This is a genomic window from Candidatus Neomarinimicrobiota bacterium (assembly GCA_021157965.1).
Taxonomy (GTDB): Bacteria; Fidelibacterota; Fidelibacteria; order Fidelibacterales; family Fidelibacteraceae; genus Fidelibacter.
Map to the genome: position 1 here is coordinate 1 of JAGGVO010000028.1, position 23,488 is coordinate 23,488.

The 23,488-nt window shown below is 46.5% G+C and carries 22 protein-coding genes; 7 read left to right on the forward strand and 15 right to left on the reverse strand.

What is annotated here, in order from left to right; genetic code table 11:
• The 8 genes from J7K63_03430 to J7K63_03465 form a co-directional block, all read right to left on the reverse strand.
• On the reverse strand, positions 1-139 hold a 139-nt coding region (locus J7K63_03430; GenBank protein MCD6234074.1), incomplete at its 3' end, for a rhodanese-like domain-containing protein.
• Between the two features lie 212 nt (positions 140-351).
• Positions 352-1,602, reverse strand: a complete 1,251-nt coding sequence (locus tag J7K63_03435) for a DUF1015 domain-containing protein (GenBank protein ID MCD6234075.1) — start codon at positions 1,600-1,602, stop codon at positions 352-354.
• 21 nt (positions 1,603-1,623) lie between these two features.
• Positions 1,624-2,520 (reverse strand): D-2-hydroxyacid dehydrogenase, encoded by an 897-nt coding sequence (locus J7K63_03440; GenBank protein MCD6234076.1) that lies wholly within the window; start codon positions 2,518-2,520, stop codon positions 1,624-1,626.
• A gap of 146 nt (positions 2,521-2,666) precedes the next feature.
• Complete coding sequence (locus J7K63_03445; GenBank protein MCD6234077.1) at positions 2,667-4,253, reverse strand: peptide chain release factor 3; 1,587 nt, start codon at positions 4,251-4,253, stop codon at positions 2,667-2,669.
• Positions 4,254-4,549: 296 nt separating this feature from the next.
• The gene (locus J7K63_03450; GenBank protein ID MCD6234078.1) at positions 4,550-5,083 is read right to left on the reverse strand and encodes a nitroreductase family protein; all 534 of its coding nucleotides are present in this window, start codon (positions 5,081-5,083) and stop codon (positions 4,550-4,552) included.
• Between the two features lie 26 nt (positions 5,084-5,109).
• Positions 5,110-5,541, reverse strand: coding sequence for a dUTP diphosphatase (gene dut / locus J7K63_03455; GenBank protein ID MCD6234079.1), 432 nt, complete (start codon positions 5,539-5,541; stop codon positions 5,110-5,112).
• Positions 5,538-6,194 (reverse strand): hypothetical protein, encoded by a 657-nt coding sequence (locus tag J7K63_03460; GenBank protein ID MCD6234080.1) that lies wholly within the window; start codon positions 6,192-6,194, stop codon positions 5,538-5,540. The genes dut and J7K63_03460 overlap by 4 nt, the downstream gene beginning before the upstream one ends.
• Positions 6,194-8,689 carry an adenosylcobalamin-dependent ribonucleoside-diphosphate reductase gene (locus J7K63_03465; GenBank protein ID MCD6234081.1) on the reverse strand — a complete coding sequence of 832 codons (2,496 nt, stop codon included), beginning with the start codon at positions 8,687-8,689 and terminating at the stop codon, positions 6,194-6,196. Before J7K63_03465 ends, J7K63_03460 begins: the two co-directional genes overlap by 1 nt.
• Before the next feature lie 256 nt (positions 8,690-8,945).
• Between J7K63_03465 and J7K63_03470 the strand changes: the two genes are divergently transcribed.
• The 3 genes from J7K63_03470 (at position 8,946) to J7K63_03480 (ending at position 10,378) form a co-directional block, all read left to right on the forward strand.
• On the forward strand, positions 8,946-9,509 hold the full coding sequence (locus J7K63_03470) for a hypothetical protein (GenBank protein ID MCD6234082.1): 564 nt from the start codon (positions 8,946-8,948) through the stop codon (positions 9,507-9,509).
• 110 nt (positions 9,510-9,619) lie between these two features.
• A complete protein-coding gene (locus J7K63_03475; protein MCD6234083.1) occupies positions 9,620-10,045 on the forward strand; it encodes a hypothetical protein in 426 nt (141 codons plus the stop codon).
• Between the two features lie 9 nt (positions 10,046-10,054).
• Positions 10,055-10,378 carry a DUF3467 domain-containing protein gene (locus tag J7K63_03480; protein MCD6234084.1) on the forward strand — a complete coding sequence of 108 codons (324 nt, stop codon included), beginning with the start codon at positions 10,055-10,057 and terminating at the stop codon, positions 10,376-10,378.
• On the opposite strand, the gene J7K63_03485 is transcribed toward J7K63_03480, so the two are convergent.
• Together J7K63_03485 and J7K63_03490 are read right to left on the reverse strand one after the other, a co-directional pair.
• Complete coding sequence (locus J7K63_03485) at positions 10,375-11,136, reverse strand: phosphatase PAP2 family protein (GenBank protein MCD6234085.1); 762 nt, start codon at positions 11,134-11,136, stop codon at positions 10,375-10,377. The two genes, J7K63_03480 and J7K63_03485, sit on opposite strands and share 4 nt — an antisense overlap.
• A 4-nt stretch (positions 11,137-11,140) precedes the next feature.
• Positions 11,141-11,638, reverse strand: a complete 498-nt coding sequence (locus J7K63_03490; GenBank protein MCD6234086.1) for an STAS domain-containing protein — start codon at positions 11,636-11,638, stop codon at positions 11,141-11,143.
• A gap of 140 nt (positions 11,639-11,778) precedes the next feature.
• Here J7K63_03490 and J7K63_03495 point away from each other — a divergent pair, with 140 nt between their 5' ends.
• Positions 11,779-13,086, forward strand: coding sequence for a DNA recombination protein RmuC (locus J7K63_03495; GenBank protein MCD6234087.1), 1,308 nt, complete (start codon positions 11,779-11,781; stop codon positions 13,084-13,086).
• Here J7K63_03495 and lipB read toward each other — a convergent pair.
• Genes lipB through J7K63_03510 form a run of 3 tightly spaced genes read right to left on the reverse strand, consistent with a single transcriptional unit; the run spans position 13,044 to position 16,053 of the window.
• Positions 13,044-13,739, reverse strand: a complete 696-nt coding sequence (lipB, locus tag J7K63_03500) for a lipoyl(octanoyl) transferase LipB (GenBank protein ID MCD6234088.1) — start codon at positions 13,737-13,739, stop codon at positions 13,044-13,046. The two genes, J7K63_03495 and lipB, sit on opposite strands and share 43 nt — an antisense overlap.
• Positions 13,736-14,968: a dNTP triphosphohydrolase gene (gene dgt, locus J7K63_03505; protein MCD6234089.1), complete on the reverse strand. Its 1,233-nt coding sequence runs from the start codon at positions 14,966-14,968 to the stop codon at positions 13,736-13,738. Before dgt ends, lipB begins: the two co-directional genes overlap by 4 nt.
• Before the next feature lie 14 nt (positions 14,969-14,982).
• Positions 14,983-16,053: a zinc-binding dehydrogenase gene (locus tag J7K63_03510; GenBank protein MCD6234090.1), complete on the reverse strand. Its 1,071-nt coding sequence runs from the start codon at positions 16,051-16,053 to the stop codon at positions 14,983-14,985.
• A 125-nt stretch (positions 16,054-16,178) separates the two neighbouring features.
• On the opposite strand from J7K63_03510, the gene J7K63_03515 reads away from it, so the two are divergent.
• Positions 16,179-17,084 carry a DUF1460 domain-containing protein gene (locus J7K63_03515; GenBank protein MCD6234091.1) on the forward strand — a complete coding sequence of 302 codons (906 nt, stop codon included), beginning with the start codon at positions 16,179-16,181 and terminating at the stop codon, positions 17,082-17,084.
• A 16-nt stretch (positions 17,085-17,100) separates the two neighbouring features.
• Complete coding sequence (locus tag J7K63_03520; GenBank protein MCD6234092.1) at positions 17,101-17,883, forward strand: dienelactone hydrolase family protein; 783 nt, start codon at positions 17,101-17,103, stop codon at positions 17,881-17,883.
• Between the two features lie 7 nt (positions 17,884-17,890).
• Here J7K63_03520 and J7K63_03525 read toward each other — a convergent pair whose 3' ends face one another.
• Together J7K63_03525 and J7K63_03530 are read right to left on the reverse strand one after the other, a co-directional pair.
• Complete coding sequence (locus J7K63_03525) at positions 17,891-18,592, reverse strand: hypothetical protein (protein MCD6234093.1); 702 nt, start codon at positions 18,590-18,592, stop codon at positions 17,891-17,893.
• A 2-nt stretch (positions 18,593-18,594) separates the two neighbouring features.
• A complete protein-coding gene (locus J7K63_03530; GenBank protein ID MCD6234094.1) occupies positions 18,595-19,320 on the reverse strand; it encodes a hypothetical protein in 726 nt (241 codons plus the stop codon).
• A gap of 188 nt (positions 19,321-19,508) precedes the next feature.
• Between J7K63_03530 and J7K63_03535 the strand changes: the two genes are divergently transcribed.
• Complete coding sequence (locus J7K63_03535; protein ID MCD6234095.1) at positions 19,509-23,351, forward strand: hypothetical protein; 3,843 nt, start codon at positions 19,509-19,511, stop codon at positions 23,349-23,351.
• Positions 23,352-23,488: the final 137 nt, after the last annotated feature.

The window sequence follows — 23,488 nt, forward strand, 5'->3', positions numbered from 1 at the left end:
CCCGGCGGATATCACCTCTTAGTTCAAAGCGGGAAAGAGATGCATCTCCTTCATCATAGGGGACATTCACCGCGCCGGGTATATGTCCTTTTCGATACATCTCACGGCTTCGGGTATCCACAAGGAGTGTGCTATCCATCTCTGCAAGGCGCTGAAACGTTTCATAATCGGCAGGTTGTGCCGCTCCGGAGATAACTACCGTGTAGGATGTATCGCCCTCCACAATATCGAACCATTCCGGAAACACGGGAAAATCGGTAATGACAAAATGAAGCACCGTCAACAACGTTACGGCTGCAAAGATGATAAGAATATCCCGGATATCTTTCCGGGTAAGTTCAGGCAGGCGCATTAATCATCCAGTGTATGTATAATCAATCCACTCCGGAGTTTGGGCTCAAACCAGGTGGATTTAGGCGGCATGAGCTTGCCTGCATCGGCAATGGCCATAAGTTCTTCTACAGATGTGGGATAGAGGGCAAAGGCCACAGCCATTTCTCCCGAATCCACCTGTTTTTCCAGTTCGGTCAGTCCCCGGATTCCACCGACAAAATCCACCCGGTCATCGGTCCGGGGGTCTCCGATATTCAAAATGGGTGTCAACAGGTTTTGATGCAATACCGACACATCCAGGCGATCCACGGGATCCTCCTCATCAAAGGAGCCAGGCAGAGCTTTCAATGTATACCACTGACCTTCCAAATACATTCCTACACAATGCTTTTCAGTCGGTCGGGCATCCTGAGCATAGCAAACTTTTTTTACATTAAATTTCTCTGCCACTTTCGCCAAAAAATCTTTTACCGACAATCCGTTCAAATCTTTCACGACACGGTTGTAATCGAGAATTTTCAAGTGGTTATGGGGAAAAAAGACGGCAAGAAACCAATTGTATTCTTCTTCACCAGTATGCTTTGGATTTGCTTCCCGGCGACGTTTCCCCACCATGGCAGCGGATTTGGACCGGTGGTGCCCGTCTGCCACATAGGCACATGGAAGATCTGCAAAGGCTTTCGCCAAGGCATGAAGGGTTTCTTCATCCTCAATGACCCACAGGGAATGGACAACACCATCCGATGCCGTAAAGAGATATACCGGTTTGTTCTGTCTTACCTTTTCCAGGATTTCATCGATGGATTCACTGGCCTGATATGTCAGGAAAACCGGTCCCGTATTGGCATTGGTTGTTTCAACATGCCGGATCCGGTCTTTTTCTTTCACCTCCCGGGTGAGTTCATGAATCTTGATTTTCCCTTCAAGGTAATCCTCCACATGGGCGGTGGCAACCAAACCATACTGACTGTGGTTACCCATTTTCTGGCCGTAAAGATATAAAACCGGCTTTTCATCCCGGATAAGCCATTTTTTCTGAATAAAATCCTGCAAATTTTCAGCAGCTTTTTCATAAACACGAGGATCATAGAGAGAGATATCCCCGGGCAGGTCAATTTCCGATTTTACCACGTGAAGAAAAGAGTAAGGATTTCCGTCAGCTTCTTTCCGTGCCTCTTCCGAATTCAACACATCATAGGGTTTTGAAGCAATCTTTGCCTCCAGTCCCGGTCGTGGACGGAGTCCGCGAAACGGCTTAATACGAACCATAACCCTGACCTCCAGATTTGATTAACTGTTTTTTAATGCTTCCACAATCTTTGTGGCAATTTCGATGCCAACCCGGTCCTGTGCTTCTACTGTGCTGGCGCCAACATGGGGAGTGACACTAACTTTCGGGTGAGAAACAAGTTCCAGATTTCGGGTCGGTTCTTCTTCATAAACATCCAGTCCTGCACCGGCAATCTCTCCGGCATTCAGGGCATCCAGCAGAGCTTTTTCATCCACGACTCCACCGCGGGCGCAGTTTATGAGATAAGCAGTTTTCTTCATTTTTTTCAATGCTTCGGCATCAATGAGGGGCTTGGGCATCTTTGGCACATGCAGGGATACGAAATCCGATTTTTCCAGCAGCTCATCAAGGGATACTTTCGTAACAGGCAATTTCGTTTCAACATCAACAACATCATACACCAGGACCTTCATTCCCAGGGCAATGGCTTTTTCTGCCAGAAGTCGTCCGATTTTACCGTAGCCTACAATTCCAAGGATTCGACCGTTGACTTCAATTCCTTTATATTTTTTCTTTTCCCATTTTCCTTCCCGCATGGTGACATTTGCCAGATGAATATAACGGGAAAGGGCAAGAATATGGGCCAGAGCCAGTTCCGCCACGGAAGCCGAGTTGGCACCGGGCGTATTCAAAACGGGAATTCCCAGAGATTTGGCATAGGAGTGATCAATATTATCTATCCCTGCTCCGCCCCGGGCAATGACTTTCAATTTTTTTCCGGCATCGATAACTTCTTTCGGAACCTTGGTGGCAGATCGGACCAGGATGGCATCAAATTCCGGAATCTTTTGAATCAATTCCTCCGGCTCATAATGCTCAATCACACATTCGTGCCCCGCCTGTTCCAAAATTTTACGGCCGTTTTCACTGATCCCATCGGTGATCAAAATTTTCATACCCGTCGCTCCTTTATCGTTATTAATGATCCTGTTCTGTCAAAAAAGTATAATAAAGTAACGAAAAAAAGAGGAAAATACTGTCAAAAAAACTTCGTGTCGCCCCAGCACGTGACGATTTCGGGACCTGACATTGAAGGATTAAATTAAAATTCCGAAGAGAAGTGAAATTTTATGTCCGGAAATTCTTCCATGGCACGGTTCAGTGCCCAGGGACTTTCAGCCATGAAAACATCCCGCTGATACTTATCCCGGGCCATGTAACGGGCTTTGCGCATGCAGAACTCTTTGAGGATTTTTTCATCGGGACAGGTCACCCAGCAGGCCTTATACAGATTCAGGGGCTCATAGCGACAGGATGCCCCGTATTCGTGTTTCAAACGGTATTGAATCACATCGAACTGAAGGGCACCCACGGTACCGATGATTTTCCGGTTATTCTGCCGCCTTACAAAAAGCTGGGCCACTCCCTCGTCCATAAGCTGTTCAAGTCCCTTCGCCAACTGTTTGTGCTTCATGGAATCCGTATTTTCTATATAACGAAACTGCTCCGGAGAAAAATTGGGGATTCCTTTAAAACGCAGGGATTCACCCTCAGTGAGTGTATCCCCGATTTTAAAATTCCCATTGTCATTAACCCCCACTACATCGCCGGGAAACGCTTCATCAATGACTTCCTTTTTATTAGCCATAAAAGATGTGGGGCCGGAGAAGCGGAATTCACGGTCCAGCCGGGTGTGATAATAGGGTTTCCCCCGTTCAAATTTGCCGGAACAGACCCGGATAAAGGCAATACGGGTGCGGTGATTAGGATCGATATTGGCATGAATTTTAAAAATAAAGCCGGTAAAGGTCTCTTCTTTGGGTTCCACCAGCCGCACATCCGTCTCCCGGGGAATCGGTGAAGGGGCAATCTGTATAAAACAATCCAATAGCTCTTTTACCCCGAAATTGTTGATGGCCGAACCATAGAAAACCGGAGAAAGCCCCCCTTTACGGTAATCCTCCACATTAAAATCCGGATAGACCCCTTTAACAAGAGCCAGCTCTTCCCGGAGAGTCTCGGCAGATGAATCCAGAAGACGATGCAGTTCCGGATCATTCAGATCCCGGATAACCACCGTATCTTCTTCCGATTGCTGACCGTGTGGATTGAAAAGAGCCAGTTTCTGTTCAAAAATATTGAACACACCTTTAAAGGAAGGTCCCATACCCACCGGCCAGCTCAGCGGTGTGACAACAAGATCCAGTTTTGCTTCGATTTCATCCAATAATTCAACGGCATCAAGTCCCATGCGATCCAATTTGTTGATAAAGACAATCACGGGAATATTCCGCATGCGGCACACGCCCACCAGTTTTTCCGTCTGTTCTTCCACCCCTTTAGCCACATCGATTACAATGATGGCGCTGTCTACGGCAGAGAGTGTCCGGTAGGTATCTTCGGCAAAATCCTTGTGTCCGGGCGTATCCAGAATATTGATTTTAATCCCATTATATTCAAAGCCCATAACCGAAGTTGCCACCGAAATTCCGCGCTGGCGCTCAATTTCCATAAAGTCGGACATGGTATTACGGTTGATTTTGTTTGATTTAACGGCCCCCGCTTCCCGGATAGCGCCACCGAAAAGGAGGAGCTTTTCCGTCAGGGTTGTTTTACCCGCATCCGGATGGGAAATAATCGCAAAAGTCCTTCGCCGGTTGATTTCTTTCAGTCTCTGCTTCTCTGTCATAGCGGGCGGAATTTAGTCAGAGGTTCCTGAATTTACAACGTGGAAACAGGGAGAGGGGGTGATTGATTTGATTGCCCCCACAGAGTTCATGGCGACAAAGAGGAAAAGGGAGTGATTTGATTGGAAGTTCGGAATGAGAGGTTCGAACATCGAAGTATGCGCGTTCCATGCGTTGTTTAAGAGTCTTTATTAAGATTACAGAAGAATTTGGATATAGGGTTTTTATAATATGATCACCAAAGGTTCTTAAAAGCTTTGAAGCAGCCGTATAAAGGTACAAAAATCCAACTCAGCGCTCATAACACTCTAACAATATCATCCATCTTTTTACGTTTCTTAGCTTTCGGCACATCGGCAGGATAGCCCAGGGTAATTAGAAGGGCAATTTTTTTTGATCCGGAAATATTCAGAAGCTTTCGGACCTTTTTCTCGTTGAACCAGCCCAGCATGCAGGTACCCAATCCCCGTTCGGCAGCCTGAAGGCAAAAATGTTCTGCAGCAATACCGATGTCAATCAGATGGTAGGGTGTCCCCTGAAGCCCGGCCCCAATCTGTGCAAGCACATGCCCTTTTTTCATGATAACTGCTACAATGACAGAAGCCTGAAGGGCAAATTTGTTAAAAGAGACAAGATTTGAAAAGGTGCTTTCGGCAATTTTTTTTCGAAGTTCGGGAGTTTTAATCACAACAAACTCCCAAGGTTGGGAGTTAGAAGCTGACGGTGCCAGCCTTGCAGCTTCCAGGCAGATTTTCAAATCATTATCCGGAACGGGATCCGGTTTATAGTGCCGTACACTGTAACGGGTTTTAACCAATTCTAAAAAATCCATACTATCTCCCAAATTAAACGGACATCTCAACGTCCCGTACTGCCGAATCCCCCCAGTCCCCGGTCCGAATCACTCAAATCATCCACTTCCACCAGTTCCGGATGCCTGGGCGTTTGAAAAATCAATTGGGCGATGCGGTCACCCCGGTGAATCAGGAAATCCTCCTCAGAGAAATTGGCCAAGATTACACCAATTTCATTCCGGTATCCTGCATCCACCGTTCCGGGGGCATTCAGGCAAAAAATCCCGTATTTCAAAGCCAGTCCGCTCCGGGAACGGACCTGTATTTCCATTTCACCTGGCAATTCCACCGCAATACCGGTTTTTACCAGAGTCCATTTTCCTGCCGGGACCACAGTTTCTTCCACGGCTGTAACATCATATCCCGCATCATAGCTGTGTTGACGGGACGGAAGGGTTGCATGGGGAGAAAGCCTTTTGATTTTTACAGTCATCACTTATCACACTTAGTATATCCGCACTGTACGCAAAATTCACACCCGTTTTCAAATTTCAGGGCTTTGGCATTACATTCCGGACAAATTTTAAAACTGGCATCGGATATCATGGTTTCCTGTGAGGAAGTCTTTTCTTTTTGTGTTTGTGTTTCAATGGGAATGCTTATCTGAGTGTCTTCAACACTTTGATCCGATCTAATCATCCCTTCATCTTTAAAAAACCGTTCAATGACATCAGCGACTTCCGAATAGAAGGAATGGATGTATTTTCCGTTTTTAAAATACCCCCCATTTGGATCATAAATACTGCGCAATTCCTCCAGGATAAAATAGGGATCGCTGGCACGGCGAAAGATGGCAGAAATCAATCGGGTCAGTACAGCATATTCGGCGGAATGGGTGAGATCCTTGGAATTGATAAAAATTTCCATGGGCCGTTTCTTCCCGTTTTCCCACACATAGCTCAGGGTAATATACACACTGAATTTTACAAAGGGACTCTTCACCTTATAGACTTTTGCGTCCACCACATCGGGGCGCATCAAGTTATTGGAGGGTTGTGGCTTAGGGGGTTGAATCACCGGTTTGTCCGCAACCGGTTTTTCCTTTGGTTTGACTTCCCGGATTTTAAATTCACTGTTTAACGTGAGCATCATACAACCTCAATATCTTGATTGTTCTTAATTCCAAGGGTCCTGAAATAATGAAAAGGCGTTGTCAGCGTGCCATCAGGCATTCTCATAATCTCATCACCGAAAAAGACCATTTTTTCACGTCCGGCATCCACTTCAAACTTTTTATCTTTAAAAGCCTGGAATTCGGAAGGTTTGCTATCTGCCGTGAGAATGGGAAACCGGCTTCCGTCCCGGTATACCGTTACGCCCTTTAATCCCTTCTCCCATGCTTTCAGATAAATATTTGAAATAACCTCCGGCTCGATATCCTCAGGCAGGTTAATCGTGGATGAGATGGAGTGGTCCACATATTTCTGACATACACTCTGAATCTCAATCCGCCGTTCAGGTGAAATATGGTGTGCAGTACGGAAGAACGCCTCCGGCAGATATTTCCTTAATTCTTCCTCCGTTTCGACATTTGCCACCTTATCCGTAAGTTCAAACATGTCGATATAAGCCTGAACCGAAGCATGGAAGACTTTAAAAAACTGGTTGTCAAAGGATTCAGCCCGACGGGTATAAAAGAGAGCAAAGACAGGCTCCACACCGCCGCTGACACCAATATAATTTTTCCGTCCCACAGACACCCCCCGGATGATATTGCTGATGGTGCCGGTCGGTGCAATGGAGGTAATGGCAATATTCCGGAGACCATGTTGACGGATATGCTCTTTGACTTCATCAGACAGGGCTTCCTGAAAAAAGGGACCGCCGGCATATTCCTCATATTCAAAAATATCGGATGGTGCTTTTTCCCTGGCCAGTTTTGAGGATGCCAGATATGCCTGATTATTGATAAACTGCATCACTTTATCCATCAAGGCGACTCCCTCAGGGCTGTCGTATGGAATTTTCAGCTGATAGAGCATATCCGCAATTCCCATAATACCCACTCCAAGGCGGCGGGTTTCCCCGGCGGCATCCCGCTGTTTTTCCAGGGGATTCAACACCTGATTCCAACTCACCACATTGTCCAGAAAACGAACCAGATTATAAACAGCTTTCTCCAGATTTTCCCAGTCCACTGCAGCCGAATCCATAAATCCGTTTTTCACAAAACGAGCCAGGTTCACGGAACCCAGATTACAGGCACCACCATCTTCCAGCGGGACCTCTGCACAGGGATTGGTGCAGATGATGGGCCGGCCCACATAGTTGGAGGGCGAGTACCGACTCATCTTCGTCCAGAACATGAGTCCGGGCTCAGCCGTCCGATAGTTGGATTCAATAAAGGTGTCCCACACATCCCTGGCCTTTACCAGTTCACGGACCTCGTTGGTCTCATCGGAACCGAAATAGAGGAGAAAATCACCGGTAAAGTGAATGGCCAGTTCTTCGTTTTCATCACCTGTATCCACCAGATAATCTCCAAAGACATCCCGTTTCACGGCATCCTTCAGATCCACCCGGGAAACGGTTTTACCAAACTTATCCTCCATCCATTGACTGAACAAGGCATAAGAATCAAAGACTTTCAGTTCTTCATAGTCCCGGATATCCTTGTTTGGAATACCCAGAGAATAATAATATCCGTCTTTCTGATAAGCCCTCATAAGGCGCTTCTTATTCTTTTTCCGATAGATAATAATCCGGTCCCTGCCGTAGAGTTTTTCTTCTTTGACCGCATTCATGAACTCATCGGTTACCTTTACCGAGATATTGGCAAAGCGAATTTGGGTATTTTCCACTATTTGTTTTTTGAGAAGATCCAGTTGGGATTCGTCGAATTTTCCGGACCACCGGCACTGTTCCACAATTTGCTGTGAAACCCAGTTCGGCGTTTTTTTCACACTGAGAAAGTGAAAAATATCGGGGTGTTTGATATCGATGGTCAGCATCAGGGCACCCCGCCGGCCGGATTGACCAATGAGTCCTGTCGTCATGGAATAGAGCTCCATAAAGGACACGGCTCCGGTGGATGTATCGGCAGCATTGTGCACAACTGACCCCCGGGGACGGAGAGGTGTAATATCCACACCAATTCCGCCACCGTAAGAATAGGTCCGGGCACATTCAGCAGCCGCCTTGTAAATAGATTCGATATCGTCATCCTCAATTCGGGTGACAAAACAGTTCGCCAGAGTCTTCAACCGGTACAAATCGCCGGCTCCCGCCAAAACCCGCCCCCCGGGCATCCAGTATCCTTCATATAAGTCCTTATAAAAAGCCTCAGCCCATTTTTTCTGCTTAATCTTCGTGGGTTCCTGGGACGCGACAAAAGAGGCAATACGGCAAAACACATCTTCAGGCCGTTTCTCTATCGGCTCTCCATTGATATCTTTTAGAAAATATTTCTTTTTATAAATACTGTTCGCCAGTTCGTTCCCGCACAGATAATCGGGGTGTAAAGGCAGTTCCTGGTTTTCAATGGCCGCTTTCAGATGTTCATAGATAGTCCGGTAGGTTTCAATCTTCTTTTCTCCTACCATCCGTGACAGTTTACCTTGGTGCAAAAACATTTTTTCAAACATGAGAAGACTCCGGGAACTGGTTGCGTTGACTTGTTGTTTTTTCCTTTTCTAACACAAGATATTGTGTTCGTTCTTAGGTATGATACAATATAGAGAAATTAAAGTCAAAGTGAATTTTCGATTTATCTTTCAATTTTTTCTTATCTCGTTCTAAGTAACTGATATGGACGCATCTATAGAGGAAAATTTTTTTTACCTGAATCGGGACTTGTTAAATCACAAAGACGCGTGTAATTTTTGCGGTCACGGAGAAACCATGCTTAAACACTTTCGTTACATAAATTGGATTCGTCTGTTAAGAGGAAAAAACATTCTGCCCGAATCCACGGCACCATTGAATTGGAATACATTAAAGACAGATACACACAAACTTTTTATATCTCTTCCTGACAACACCCGTCATATTCACGTGGTTAACCACATGCTGAGCCGCATTTTGTTGGAAAACTCCTCTCTGAATATTTCTGTTCTGGTCCCTCCAGCTTTCGAAGATTTTATCCGCAGTATGCGATTTTACAAAAACATTTATATCCTTCCGACGGTAAAACCAACGGCATTTCCCATTACGGAGGAAATGGTCGCCGGAGCCACCGGAGAGACATGTGATATAGGAATTGACCTGAATATTTCCCCTTACATCCTGTCGCATTATCTTATCGCCACCCGGTCGAAAAAGGCCTCTCTGGGCTTTTACAATCCCTTCAGCGCTCCCCTTTTCAGCATGACGTTGAAACTGGGAGAATCAGGCTCCTACGACAATGGATTAGAATCCCTGTTCACAATGGCAGGAATACAGATCCCGGAACAAAAATCGCTGTAACCTTTTATTTGTTTTCATCACATTGTTAATAAATTGAAGAAGAAATGATATTTTCATTGCAATAAAGCATTTGGAAATGTAGATTATCGCCCAAATCAGGAGAGGCGTGTATGACCAAATACTTTAATGAACTCATTTGTCCCGAATGTGAAGAGCCCCTCACGGCCGAAGACCTCCAGAAAAACCTGGTATGCCCTCATTGTAAAACAAAATTGAGGGATCCCAAGTATATTGAATTTCTTGAATACCTGGTCGCACAGGGGATTGTTGAGGACATTGATTTTTTCGATACGGATTTGTATGGCAGTGATTTTATGAAATATGAAACCAATGAACTGGATGAGGAAGACATTGCCGATGTGGTGGCACCCCAGAAACCGGGTGGCTTTTTATCCAACAACATGATGAGTGTTGAGGAAGAGTACATCAAGGACATTGATGAAAGTCAGGATGCCCCGGAAGACTATACGGTTTTCGACCCTTCCGAAATAGACGACATGTCCGAAGACGATGCCGGTTCAAACGATGATGATTAAGGGGGACCTATGAACGACGAAAAAAATCAAAAATCGAAGAAGATGGAAATCAACCTGAGTGAACAGAAAGCTTCAGGGGATTATTCAAACCTGGCTATCGTCACCCATTCCGCTTCGGAATTTATTCTGGACTTCTGCCAGGTCCTTCCCGGCATGCCCAAAGCAAATGTGGCATCCCGTATCATATTGAATCCGCAACATGCCAAAGCCCTTTTAAAGACTCTTGAAGTGAACATTCACCGGTATGAACAAACATTTGGTGAGATAAAGGAAATCCGCCATCCCCAGAATCAGACTATCAACCTGAAGCCTGAAAAAAACGTTATCAACTAAGATTTCACATCTGAAGATTCATCAGAAAGCGCCGTTTCGGCGCTTTTTTGTTTTGCCAGAATTTTCTGATACAGCCAGGCCTGCCAAAGGGTACAAAGCAATCTGCCAATGACGAATCCCAGGACGGCACCGGCCAGGACATCCAAAGGATAATGGCGTCCCACATAAACCCGGGAATAGGCCACTAAAACGGCCATCAGCCAGGGAATAAAGCGCCGTTTGCGATAGAAAAAGGTCAGGACGGCTGCAACAGTAAAGAAATTGGCTGCATGGTTCGAGGGAAAAGTCCACCGCCCGCCATAGCCGTCCAGACGGCGGATATGTTCAAGGACCCGGATTTTTTCCGGCGTGAGGGAAAGAGAATCCTCAAAATGTCGAACCCTGGCAGTCAGCACGTGCAAAGAATCTTCAAGAGCCGGTGGGACCGTGTCCAGGGAAAGAATCTCAATTTGTAGTTTTTCCTGCTTTTCTTTTAACGGTTCATATTCCCGGAGGAGCCGGCTGGGACGGATGCGACCGGCATTGGGCTTGATCAGGCGGGCTGCCGTAAAGTCGGTGATCCCAAAAGCAAACAGCAACATCAAAAAAGTCACCCGGCCTTTTCGCTTTCCCAAAATAAGCAAATAGCCTGACAGTCCAAGTCCCACAGGAATCCAGGTTTCCGGTCGCGTAATGAAAGTAAAAAAAACATCCAACCACGGATGAATCCACACTTGATTAATGAGACGAAAAAGTGTCAGATCCAGAGACAGCAGCATCTATTTACTCTTCAAAGGTAAAATCATCGTCGTTGGGGATTTTCGGTTCGGGCATACCGTTGTAAATTATCTTCTCCTGCCCGTTATCCTCTTCTTCCTCCAGTTCCTCCAACTCTTCTTCCTCTGCCAGATGTTCAGGAATGTTCAGGGATTCTTCCAGCTCTTTTTTAAGTGCCTGATACTCTTCATCTTTATCAATAATCCGGAAAGAACCGGTCAACTTGGATTGTTTCAGCTGATTCAAGACCTTGGGAGCCGGAAACACAAGCACACACTCTCCTCCTTTTCCGAGAGTGTATCTCCGGGCGAAAAGCAAAGCTCCCAATCCTGTACTATCATGCATCTTCACCGTGGATAAATTGATAATGATGGTTTTGATCTCTCCCTTGCTGAGGGCCATCATCAATTCCCTTTTAAACCTCAGGGTTCCCAGATTATCCAAAAGGACATTCTTCGGTTTAAAAATGAGGGTGTCACCATAAAATCTGCTGAGAAAATCCATAGAATCACCTGTCTTTGTTTTATCACAGGGAATTTATGACTAATTCCGGGATGAATTCAAGGAATTGATATGTATTCACGGATGATATCTTTATTGAATTTGGTTAACTTATTTTAATAAAGTCAAAACGGAGTCATTCTATGACAGATATCCTGATCATCGGAAGTACAGCCCTTATTCTTATAATCCTGATTATCATGCTCATTCACCTGAGGCCGAAGCGGTTTGAATCCATTATCAGGGAGGAATTCACCCCCCTTCGGGATTCACTCATCACCCAGCAGGGAAAGATTGAAGACCTGCCGGAAAAAACCGAATCGCGCCTGAAAGAGTACCAGTCCCGCCTTTTTACGGAACTGAAGGATATCCTTCACCGTGCCCAGCTTGAATCCACAGGGCAAATCAGCACCTTTCAGGAACACTTATCCACAGTCCTTGGAAAAAACAGCAAACAGCTTACAGAAGAATTCGGCCTGTTCAAGGATAATCTGAACCAGATATTAACACGGAATTTTGAAAAGCTTACGGAAACAACGGAAAACAAGCTGACTCAGATAGACCGGAAAGTTCTGGAAAACCTGAATGAGGGTTTTAAAAAGACCAATGAAACCTTTAACAATGTGATAGAACGGTTGGCAAAAATCGATGAGGCCCAACGGAAAATCGACAGTCTTTCCACCAATGTCATCTCCCTTCAGGATATCCTCACAGATAAAAAAAGCCGGGGTATATTCGGAGAGGTACAGCTTCATCAGATTTTAAGTGTCGTCTTCGGGGACCGGAACGAGCAGATTTACCGCCTGCAACATACCTTATCCAACGGCATGGTGGCAGATGCCGTGCTTTTTATTCCCGAACCCACGGGCATGATCTGCATCGACTCCAAATTCCCGCTGGAAAATTTCAAGCGCATGACGGACCAGTCCCTGGACGAGTTGCAGCGAAAACGAAGTGCCGACCTGTTCAAGAAAGACATCCGAAAGCATATCGACGATATTGCCTCGAAATATATCATACCGGGAGAAACGTCCTCACAAGCCATTATGTTTTTGCCTGCGGAAGCCATTTTTGCAGAGATTCATGCCTATCATTACGACCTTGTAGACTACTCCTGGAGACACAAAGTCAGCATGGTTTCCCCTTCCACCTTTCTGGCGCTGCTGAATACCACCCAGACCGTCCTCAATGACATGAAAAGAAAAGAATACGCGGATATCATCCAGAAAGAAATCATAAAGCTGGCCCGGGATTTCAAGCGGTACCGGATCCGCTGGGATAATCTGACTAAACATATCGACACGGTACAGAAAGACGTGAAAGAGATTCATACATCGACGGAAAAAATCACGAAATCCTTTGACAGAATATCCAATGTGGAAATTGAACAGGAAGAGGAGCCGGTAAGTCAGCTCAAACCGGGAAACGGTGGATTATCCGAAAAGGACTGAATCCTGCTGAAACCGAACACACTCTTAAATGTGTTTGTAAGTTCTGAAATAACGGTCTTTTGATCCGGCAGAGGGCGCCCTTGTTTTTCCATTTCCATTTCCAGGGATGTCACACCCCGATCCTGAATACCGCAGGCAATGATTCCCCCGAAATAGGCGGGATCGGTCTGAAGGTTCAGGGCAAACCCGTGCATCGACACTCCGTCAATGACCCTGAGGCCAATAGCGCAGATCTTATTTGAACCGATCCACACACCGGGATAGAGGGGATCCCGTTTTGCCGTTAATCCGAAACGGCCGAGTGTTATAATCACCACTTCTTCAATGGAATAGACAAAACGGCGGGTAGAAAAGCCCAGGTTTTTATAGTGAAAAATAGGATATCCCACCAGCTGACCGGGTCCGTGGTAGGTTACATCACCACCCCGGTCAATTTCATAAACCGAAATCCCTTTTGCCTTGAGTGTTTCATCATCAAACAGAATATTGCTGCGGTCCCCGTGACGGCCGATGGTATAAACATGGGAATGTTCCAAAAGAATCAGAGTATCGCCGATTTTATCATTACGGCGCAGGGAATGGATTCGTTTTTGTGCTTCCCAGGCTTTCCCGTATTCTACAGAGCCCGGGGTCCAAAGGGTAAGTGTTTTCATATCAGATCAGAAAAAGAACCGTAATCCGGGTCATAAAGCCGTTTGTAAAGCCGTGGCAGGGACTGGTCTGTTTGTTCCGCCAGGTAATCACAGATTATCCGGGCGGATTTAATATAATCATCTTCAGGGATTTTGCCCAACCGGTTCCGGACCTCTTCGGGAAGGATACGGCGGTTCAGAAAGAATGTCTCGGGGTTCCCCTGAAGAAAAGTTGTAAAGATCCGCTTCAGAATATACTGTCCTTTAAATTCAATCTGCTCCAGCTGGGGAGATTTAAACATCAGGTCAACGGCAACCTGTTTATATACTTCAATTTCCCGGATGATTTCTTCAGGGATCCGGAGAGTGTATTTGTATCGGTTGCTGACTTCCTTCATGGGATGATCCGAATGAATCAGGGAGACATTTTCAATAAAGTCCCCCGTCCTGGCAGCAATATACTTTTCAAAACGGACTTTGTATTCCAGTGGATCCAGAAGGCGCTGTATCACCTGCTCCTCTTCACCCTTTATATGGTGATTCACGGCCCATTCATAGACACTTTTCCGGGAAATAAAGCCTGCCTGATAGCCATCCAGAAGATCATGAAGGGCATAAGCCACGTCATCCGCCCAGTTCATGATACTGCATTCCAGGCTCCTTTCACGGTAAATAGTCCCGTCCGGACTGAGGAATTCCAGGTAGGGTTTCTGGTCATCATAGAGAAATTTCCCTTTTTGGTCGCTTTCAGACCACAGAATCTTGTATTTCATAATCCCGTCGATAAAAGCCCGGGATGGCTTCATCCCTTCGCCCCCTTCGTCGCTGTCATGAATTTTTTCCGTCACAATTTTTAATGTCTGAGCATTTCCCTCAAAACCGCCGGCATGGCGCATCAGTTCATTTAAAGCAGCTTCACCGGCATGACCAAAGGGGGGATTTCCAATATCATGGGTCAGGCAGATTCCCTCGATAAGATCTGAATCGATGGCATTCTCCCGGAGAATATTCCGGTTCAGAATATTTGCGATGGAACGACCGATCTGAGCCACTTCCAGGCTGTGGGTCAGACGGGTGCGGTAAAAATCGTAGGTGCCGCTTAAAAAAACCTGGGTTTTACTTTGCAGCTTCCGAAAGGCCGGGCTGTATAAAATCCGGTCACGGTCTACCTGAAAAACAGACCGGTAATCTTTTTTGCCCCGCGGTTCCAGAGTTTCACGGTCAAAATCATTATAAAATCCGGATTGCATCACTTCTGTCATATTCATGATTCCTGTTGATTGGGATGTACCATCGTCCGGATGGAATGCCCCATTCTCAAGGCATTGAAGGCTTCATTGATCCGGGAAAGAGGATAATGTCCGGATACCATTTCCCGCCAGCGGATCTTACGGTCCTTTAAAAGTTTAATCACGTCTGGGATTTCCCGCTTGGGTGCCCCTACCGAACCGATCAGGGACACCTCATCCATGATAATCCGTCCCACCAGGAAGGGAATTGTGTTGTCTGAATAGCCGCTCAGGACCAGGCGTCCGCCCTTGTGAAGGACATTCATGGCCTGTACCATAGTCCGGGGGGTTCCGATGGTTTCAATCACCACGTCGGCTTTCCCGCGAATCATTTCGCATACCCCTTCTTCACACACTTTACACTTGTTGGAATTCAGCACCCCGTCGGCACCATAATCCCGGGCAATATTAAGTTTCCAGTCAAAAATATCCACCATATACACCTGGGCCTGTTTCAACTTCGCCATCTGAAGCAGAGAAAGGCCAAAGCCGCCGCATCCGAAAATAACCACCGTTTCACCCTGCCGGATATTCACACGATCGTACACGAGATGAAAGGCACCGACAAATATATTGCTGATCAGGCTTCCCAATTCGAAGGGGAATTCATCAGGAAGGTGAACCAACTGACTCTGGTCCACAGAGATGGTTTCGGCATATCCGCCGTCGATGTGATTTCCCAGGATTTTCAGATTATCACACTGGGTTTCATTCCAGGATTTACAGGCCAGGCACTTACCGCAACTGATGGTCGCCGGCACAATTACACGGTCCCTTGCGCTGAAGCTGGTTACGTTTTTCCCCGTTTCCTGAACCACTCCGGCAATTTCATGCCCCAGAATCAGAGGCGGAGTCTTGGCTGTGGCCAAACCCCGGTCAATAAATTGCAAATCGGTATGGCAAACCGAACAGGTTTCTATACTGATACGGACACCGGTGGATTTAAGGGGCTTGAGAGGAACATCTTCTATGGTAAGGGGTTCATACGCATGACGAAAGACAGCCGCTTTCATGGTGGCTTTTGATTCTGTTTTCTTTTCAGTCATAGTATGAATGTATAATTTTTATTTGTCATAAGAGAAGAATTTTTCTCAATCAAGAACGCCTGAAGAGATTCCATAGATTTTCCCGGCGAAAAAATCTAACTTTTACTTTAAACCGGAGACAGACTATGCCACATAAGAAAATTATCCGGGTCATTACCCTGTATATCCTGCTGACTTTCCCCTTCATTTCGGTTCAGGGCGGGAAAATCCCAGAAAATACAGCGGTTATTTCCACCCTGTCCCATGTTCAGATTGATTCCATGCTTCAACAGAACGCTTCAGGCAATGCCACGATTACAGACCGGATAGCCTATTATTCCCGTCTTTTTCTGGGGATGCCATACAGTTGGACCGCCACGGGAGACGGTGAATGGGCATTGCTGGAGAATCAACCGCTTTACAACCTGGATTCAACCAATTGCATGGTGTACTGCGAACACGTCCTGGCTTTATCCATATCTGACAGCTGGGACAATTTTTTCAACAATCTTCAGCAAATTCGCTATCAAGACGGCATCATGGGCATGCGGACGCGAAATCATTACACCATGGCGGACTGGTTGCCGGAAAACCGCTGGCTTTTGAGTAATGTGAGCAGGAAAGTAGGGGGACGCAATACCCGGACCCTGACCCGTAAGATATCACATAAAGCATTTTTCCGGGATAAGGGGATTCGCGATTTGCGCTACATCAAACCAGACCGGACCCTGAGTGTGGATTATATCCCCCTGAAAGATCTGAATACGGTGGAGGACCGCTTTCAAAACGGGGATATTCTGGCCCTCCTTTCAGCTAATAAAGACAATATCTTTTCGGCACACATGCTGATTATGATAAAAAATGAGAAAGGATTGTTCATCCGGGAAGCATCCAACAGCCAATGGACCACATTTGAAACCCCCTGGAAAACATGGTTGGAAAAAATACAAAAGAGTCCGCACTATGCCGGACTGGCCGTCATGCGGGTTCATGCGAAGTTGAACAAACCCGGTCGGATTATTCTTCCCTGGGAAATCCACTCCATGAAATAATCAGAAGGAGGGCATTGTGAAAGGACCCGTCTTTTTATTGATCATTATACTTTTTCTGACCGGATGTGCTTCTATCCGGCCGTCAGAGCCGTCTATTCCCGAATATACACCTTATGTGTACACCGCCGGAGCCGATACTCTGCCATACCGCTTACTTGAACCGGCAAAAACCGGGCGGGGAGAATTGTATCCTCTGGTTGTCTTTCTTCACGGATCAGGAGAACGGGGCAATGACAACACACGGCAATTAACACATGGAACCTACCTGTTCCAAAAACCTGAAAATGTTCAGGATTACCCCTGTTTTGTACTGGCTCCCCAGTGTCCCGAAGGCAACCGCTGGGTCGATGCCGCCTGGGATTCTTCAGTCCACCGGATGCCGGAAAATCCTTCAAAACCTCTTCAAATGGTCCACGACCTGATTTTGAAACTGACGACAAGCCTGCCTGTCGATCCGGACCGGATTTATGTAACGGGTCTGTCCATGGGAGGATTTGGCACCTGGGATATGCTGGCACGCTGGCCGGATATATTTGCAGCGGGAGTTCCCATTTGCGGTGGCGGGGATACATCTACGGCACCCCGGATCGCCCATATCCCGGTGTGGTTTTTTCACAGTTCCGATGATGGAGTAGTCCCGGTGGAATTATCCCGCAACATGGCTTTAGCTCTTGAGAAAGCCGGTGCCGTTTTCAGGTATACGGAATATAACGATACAGGACACGGGGCCTGGAAACCGGCGTATGAGGAACCGGAGCTGCTTCCCTGGCTATTTTCACATAAAAAATCCCCGAAGTGAATTAATTTTACATGCCGAAATAAATCATCATCTGTAAAACCGGGGCCATAACCTTTAATAATTCACCGTTAAACCCGTTGGAAACGGTTACCCGGTCATTGACTTTCCATTGATCTGTACTGATGGTCATAAAAATGAGTCCGCCGTTGATTCTCACGCCGGATCTCCTTGAAAACTGGTAGAGAAAAGAGAGTTGGGGCATGAGAGTGGGAATTTTCCTGGCTGTGAGTTTTGTGGATGTCAGGGGCCCTACAAAAAGCAGGGTCCAGTCCCGGGTGGGAGTTGATTCGAAATACTCGGCAGAGAGAGCTGATACGCCTGCGGACATGTTCAGGGCAAGCTGGGCATTATAGGAAAAGGGGATAACGCCTTCAAGAAAAAGAAAAACGCTGACCTGGGAAAAAACGGCATAACGGACCTTTCCCCCGGATGCTTCAGAATTTTCCGCTGTGCCGGCCAAAAGGGAAGCACCTATCCGCCAGCGATCATTGATATCTCCCCATCCCTGAAGGCCGTGGAAATAGCGGCTACCGGAAAAATCGTAACTCATGTTCATTCCCGGAAGGCCGAATTCATTGGCATCATAAATGACGAGAGTAGGTGCATAGCCAATGCCGCCCCCCCTGAATTCTTCATAAAATTCGGTAGACCCGGAAAGCGGCGGAAACATACCGATAACGAGCACGAAGGAAATAAGAATTTTTTTCATATTTATAATCCTAACATAAGTCCCAGATGAATCCCCGGTGAAAAAACAGAAATCTCCATGCCGTCCCCCAGAGGGACATGTCCGTTGATTGTCCACCCGGATTGGGGATAGCGGCTTACCAGCAGGGATGTGGACATTTCAAAACCCAGACGATTCATGATGCGGTATTTCAGGGAGATATAAGGTTTAAGGCAGAACCGGAATCCTGAATCCATCGTTGTACATGTCAAGGGGGAAATCCGGGGGTCCATCAGTTTATTCCAGGGAGGGATACGTTTCATGACGGAGTAATGAATCCGAAAGCGGTTCAGCCCGAGGCTCCCCCCAACCAAAACTTCAAAACGCCGTCCTGCCGGCACACCCCATTCAATAAAAGCGGCGATACCGGTCAGATCGGCACCGGCAAAGAGTGATGTATCCTGAGCCGTACTTGAAAAATTCTTTTCCCCGGCAAACACTTCAACACCAAGGACCGTATTCCCCACAAAATGCAGGTAACCTTCTACCCCCTGAAGAATCCAGATCCCTGTCAGATCTTCACCGGTCCAGTTTGTGTTCCCACCTCTATACATGGCCGGCAAATTCTGAAAACCTTCTCCCCGGAGATTTAAAACAGAGGGGATATAGGCAATTCCCCCCTCAAAAACATCCCCCTCCTCTGCGGGCAGAAACCGGAAAAGGATGAGAACAATGTTTAGAATACGCAGGAAATTATGGATTGTTTTCACGGATCATCCCATGCAATTGTAAATGGACTTATCAAATTTAGCGGGATAAATGGCCATATATCAATATAAATTGTTGTGATAGCCTTTGATTTCCCTTGATTTTCAGGGGGTGTGAGCCTATATTGATAAGGTTGAATATATTTCGGTTAAACATCAATCTTCATTAAGCTATACCTGAGTGGAAGCCTATGAAACAAACCCTGATGGTTCTTTTGCTTACACTTGCTCTTGTGAGCGGTGTTGTTGCGTCTCCGATATGGGAAATTCCCATCAATGGCAATCAGGTGGACAAATGGGAAATCATTGAAAGCCTGAGCGATGACAATACACTTGTCACGGCGGTATTACTCTCACCGGCTTCCCGGTTCAGAGGAAAAACCACTCTGATTGTATATCGTTTAGATGAGCAAACCGGGGTTTCAGAAATCTGGCGTACTGCATATCCCGATGACCGGCAGGGACTCTTCAGCGATTTTGCCGTGACCGATCTGAACGGAAATGGCCGTCCCGAAATTTGTCTTCTGCTGAATAACGATGTGGTTCCCCGTGGAACGGAAGAAACGGACTGGCTGCGGATCTTTGAGTGGACGGGCAATGCTTTTCCCAACATACCCACAAGCCGCGTATCTCTCAGGGTGGACCGTTTTACGCGGGCTCAACCGGTAAAAATCATACCCGGCCACTATACCACAACCGGTTTTACCGAACTGGCTGTTTTATTCAGCGGATCACTCCGGAAAATTTTTATCCTGAGTGGAAAGGGTGGTATACAAAATAAAGATTGGTCCCTGGGCGCTGAAATGAGTTCCGGAACCTTCCTGTCTGAAGCCGGACGTCTCAATTTTTCTGTGGTCTACTGGGACAGAGCTCCTCTTGCGGATATCATTTTTGCGATGCAAAACATCTCCGATAAGTCCTACGCATTCACCCTGGTAACCCTTCAGGACGGGAAAAGCATTGAAAAAGCCCGGTTAAGTACGGCAGGCAAATCTTTTCCGTCCCAATCTCTCCGATTTAAGACACTGAAACCCTTCCCGGACGACCGTGAAGATTTGTTACTTATAAATGAGCAAAACCGGGGTGCCCTGATCAGAAACGATGTGGAAAAGGGACTTGTTTTTCAGCCTTTGGAAATTAAAAACCCCCTGACCCGGGTGGATACAGACGGCCGGTCCCTTCTCACCTTTTACCGTGATTCTGTCCGTGTCTGGAAAAAGGACCGTGAAACAAAACAATATACGTACAGGAGATCACAACACATCCCCTTTGAACCAACTCAGGGCTATGCCTACGCTCCCGCTCAAAACCGGACCTTTGTCGCCGGAACCGATGCAGGGAACCGTTTTTTTATGTTGGCCCCCCTGGTTTCTTCATCCCCTGATGAAGAAATCTTTGTAGCGGCAGACAGGGAAAATATGCTGGAAGAACTGAAATCTCTTCTGGATACAGTTAAAATTACAACACAAGATATCCGGCTTCAGAAAACAGAGATGGGTGATTCCCTTGTCATTATTCCCCCTGAAACACCTGACACGGATATCATGACCCAGGTCCGGAATCGCCGCATGACCTTTGATGATGTTCTGGAACCCGGCAAAATCTTTTCAAGAACCGTCGCATTGAATCAATTGGATCCGGGCTCCCTGAATCTGGAATGGATTGCTCCGGAAGGCGCCGTATACAATCTCAGGACAGGCCTTATCACCTGGAAAATTATGCCCGAACAACTGGATTCCCATACCATTTATCTCTCCATCAGTGACAAGAAAGACACAAGCCGCACTATCTGGTCCGTCTATGTAAACGATCCGGTAAAAATCGTGAATAAAGAATGGCTTCTGACAACACCGGTAAATAAAACCTTATCATTTCAGGTGGAACTCCGGGATAATAATTCAAATCCTGAATTTCAATTTGAATTAGAAGGACTTGAAAAGGGATTCATAACGGAAAAGGGAGTGGTGCACTGGACACCCGGGATGGAAAATCTGGATGAAAACATCGCAACGGTAAAGGTTACCGACGGTTTTTCCATCGATTCAGCCCGTTTTATGATTTATGTCAATGACCCGGTGAATATTGTTTCTTCTCCCACATCATTGATTTTACCGGTTCAGAAGCCCTGGGTTTATCCCGTGGTGGTTCAGGACCGGAATCATGCCAACCTGTATGAATTTACATTTGAAAGACCTGTCATCATTGATCCGGAGCAGATTCTGGCAAAAGAGATACTCTCCGTGGCACGGGAAGGTGAACCGGGCCGTTACGTGAATGTCCGGCCTGTGATTGAAAAAATCGATTACTATGGGAAAAATCTGCTGGTGACCCTGACGAGGGAAAAGGAGAAGGAAAATATCACGCTGGGAGAAATTCTGTCAGGATGTCTGGACCGGCCGGTTCAAAATCTGCCCCGTTACACCGTCCGCCAGGTGAAAAACGTCCGGTATTCACTGGATAACAATGCACCGGCAGGGATGGAAATATCCCGTGAAGGACTTCTCAAATGGTTGCCTGATATGAACCAGTTAGACAGCCATCAGGTTATTTTGACCGCAAGTGATGGCCTGTCTTCGGATGAACAGCATTTGCACCTGTACGTCAACAGTCCTCCGAAGATTGTATCCGATCCGGCTGATAAAATCCTCATGCCCGGAGATATGTTTGGATACACCTGCAAAGTGGAAGATAAAAATTCCGATGCCCGTATCCGTTTTTTCATCGGCAAACACTCACCGCCGGCCCACGTGGATAGTCTGGGGCGTGTAGTATGGAGTGTAAGCGAAGAGGATTACGATTACCATCAACTGACAGTCATCGCTCATGACGGTTTTGCAGCCGATTCCATCCGGATGATGCTGTATGTAAACGACCCTGTCCGGATCATCCCCCCGCAGTCGCCGGTTGCTTTTACAGACAGCCTGTGGACTTATGCCCTCAAATACGAAGACAAAAATGCCACCCATTTATATCGCATTCGGGTGGAACATGAAGATGAATTTTCACAGATTGAACATCAGATAAAAACATTTCTCCGCAGGCAATCGGTACCGGTGTTGCGGTCAAGTCAGAAAGACACGGAAACGGTGGATGTCCGTCCGGCAGTCCGGCATCTTTACCATGCCGGTCCAGATCTTTTTGTGGAAGTGAACCCTGATTATACAGGAAAAACACACCTGCGCGAGATTTTTGCCGGGATCCTGGGAAAACCGGTGGAATACCTGCCCCTTCACAAAATCTGGCGGGATAAAAAAGTGGAATTTAACCTGATCGAAGGACCGGAAGGGCTCACTGTAAGTGCAGTGGGAGAAATCCGCTGGACACCCAAGTCCTTTCAATTCGGGACTTATCCCGTCACAGTCCGGGCAACAGATGCTATTGTATCAGATACTCTCACCTTTCAAATCTACGTCAATAGTCCTCCACACATTGTATCAGTCCCCGAAAACATTGTCCATTTTGGGGATATATGGCAATATCCCGTCGAAATCGAGGATTTGAACGCCGAACAGGAAATGGAAGTCCGCCTGGTTTCCGCGCCGAAAGGGGTTAAGCTTTATCCTTCAACCAAAACCATCATGTGGTCGCCCGATATCACTCAAAAGGGATTCTGGCCTGTTGAGATAGAAGTCAGTGATGGATATCAGACAGACCGCCAGTCCTTTAAGGTGTTTGTCAACATACCTCCTGAAATCACATCCAAGCCTGTCCTTGTAGCTTTAACGGGGTATGATTATTCCTATCAGATAAGGGCTGAGGATCTGAACGGTGACAGAATTCGCTATAAAGCCGTTAAGATGCCCCGGTGGGCCGAGTTGAACGAGCAGACGGGACTGATCACCTGGAAACCCCGGAACAGCGAACGTGGAATGAACACATTCCGGATCGAATGCATCGATGCACACCAAAAAACCACCATCCATGAATTTGATGTACAGGTTTTTGAAGATCCCTCATCTAAAAAATTCAGTATCGCGATATTTCCGCTGATGATTACCTTTGCAGGTATCATCATCGTCGCGGTACTCTTATAATCCCAAAAATCATCCTCCCGTTATCTCTCAATTTATGAAAAGCCATGAAGCTGAGGGTTTGTTTTATTAAATTTCAGGGTTTGAAACTGTGTCTGAATCCATGAAAGGAGAGACATTTGAATATTCTCGTGTGCATC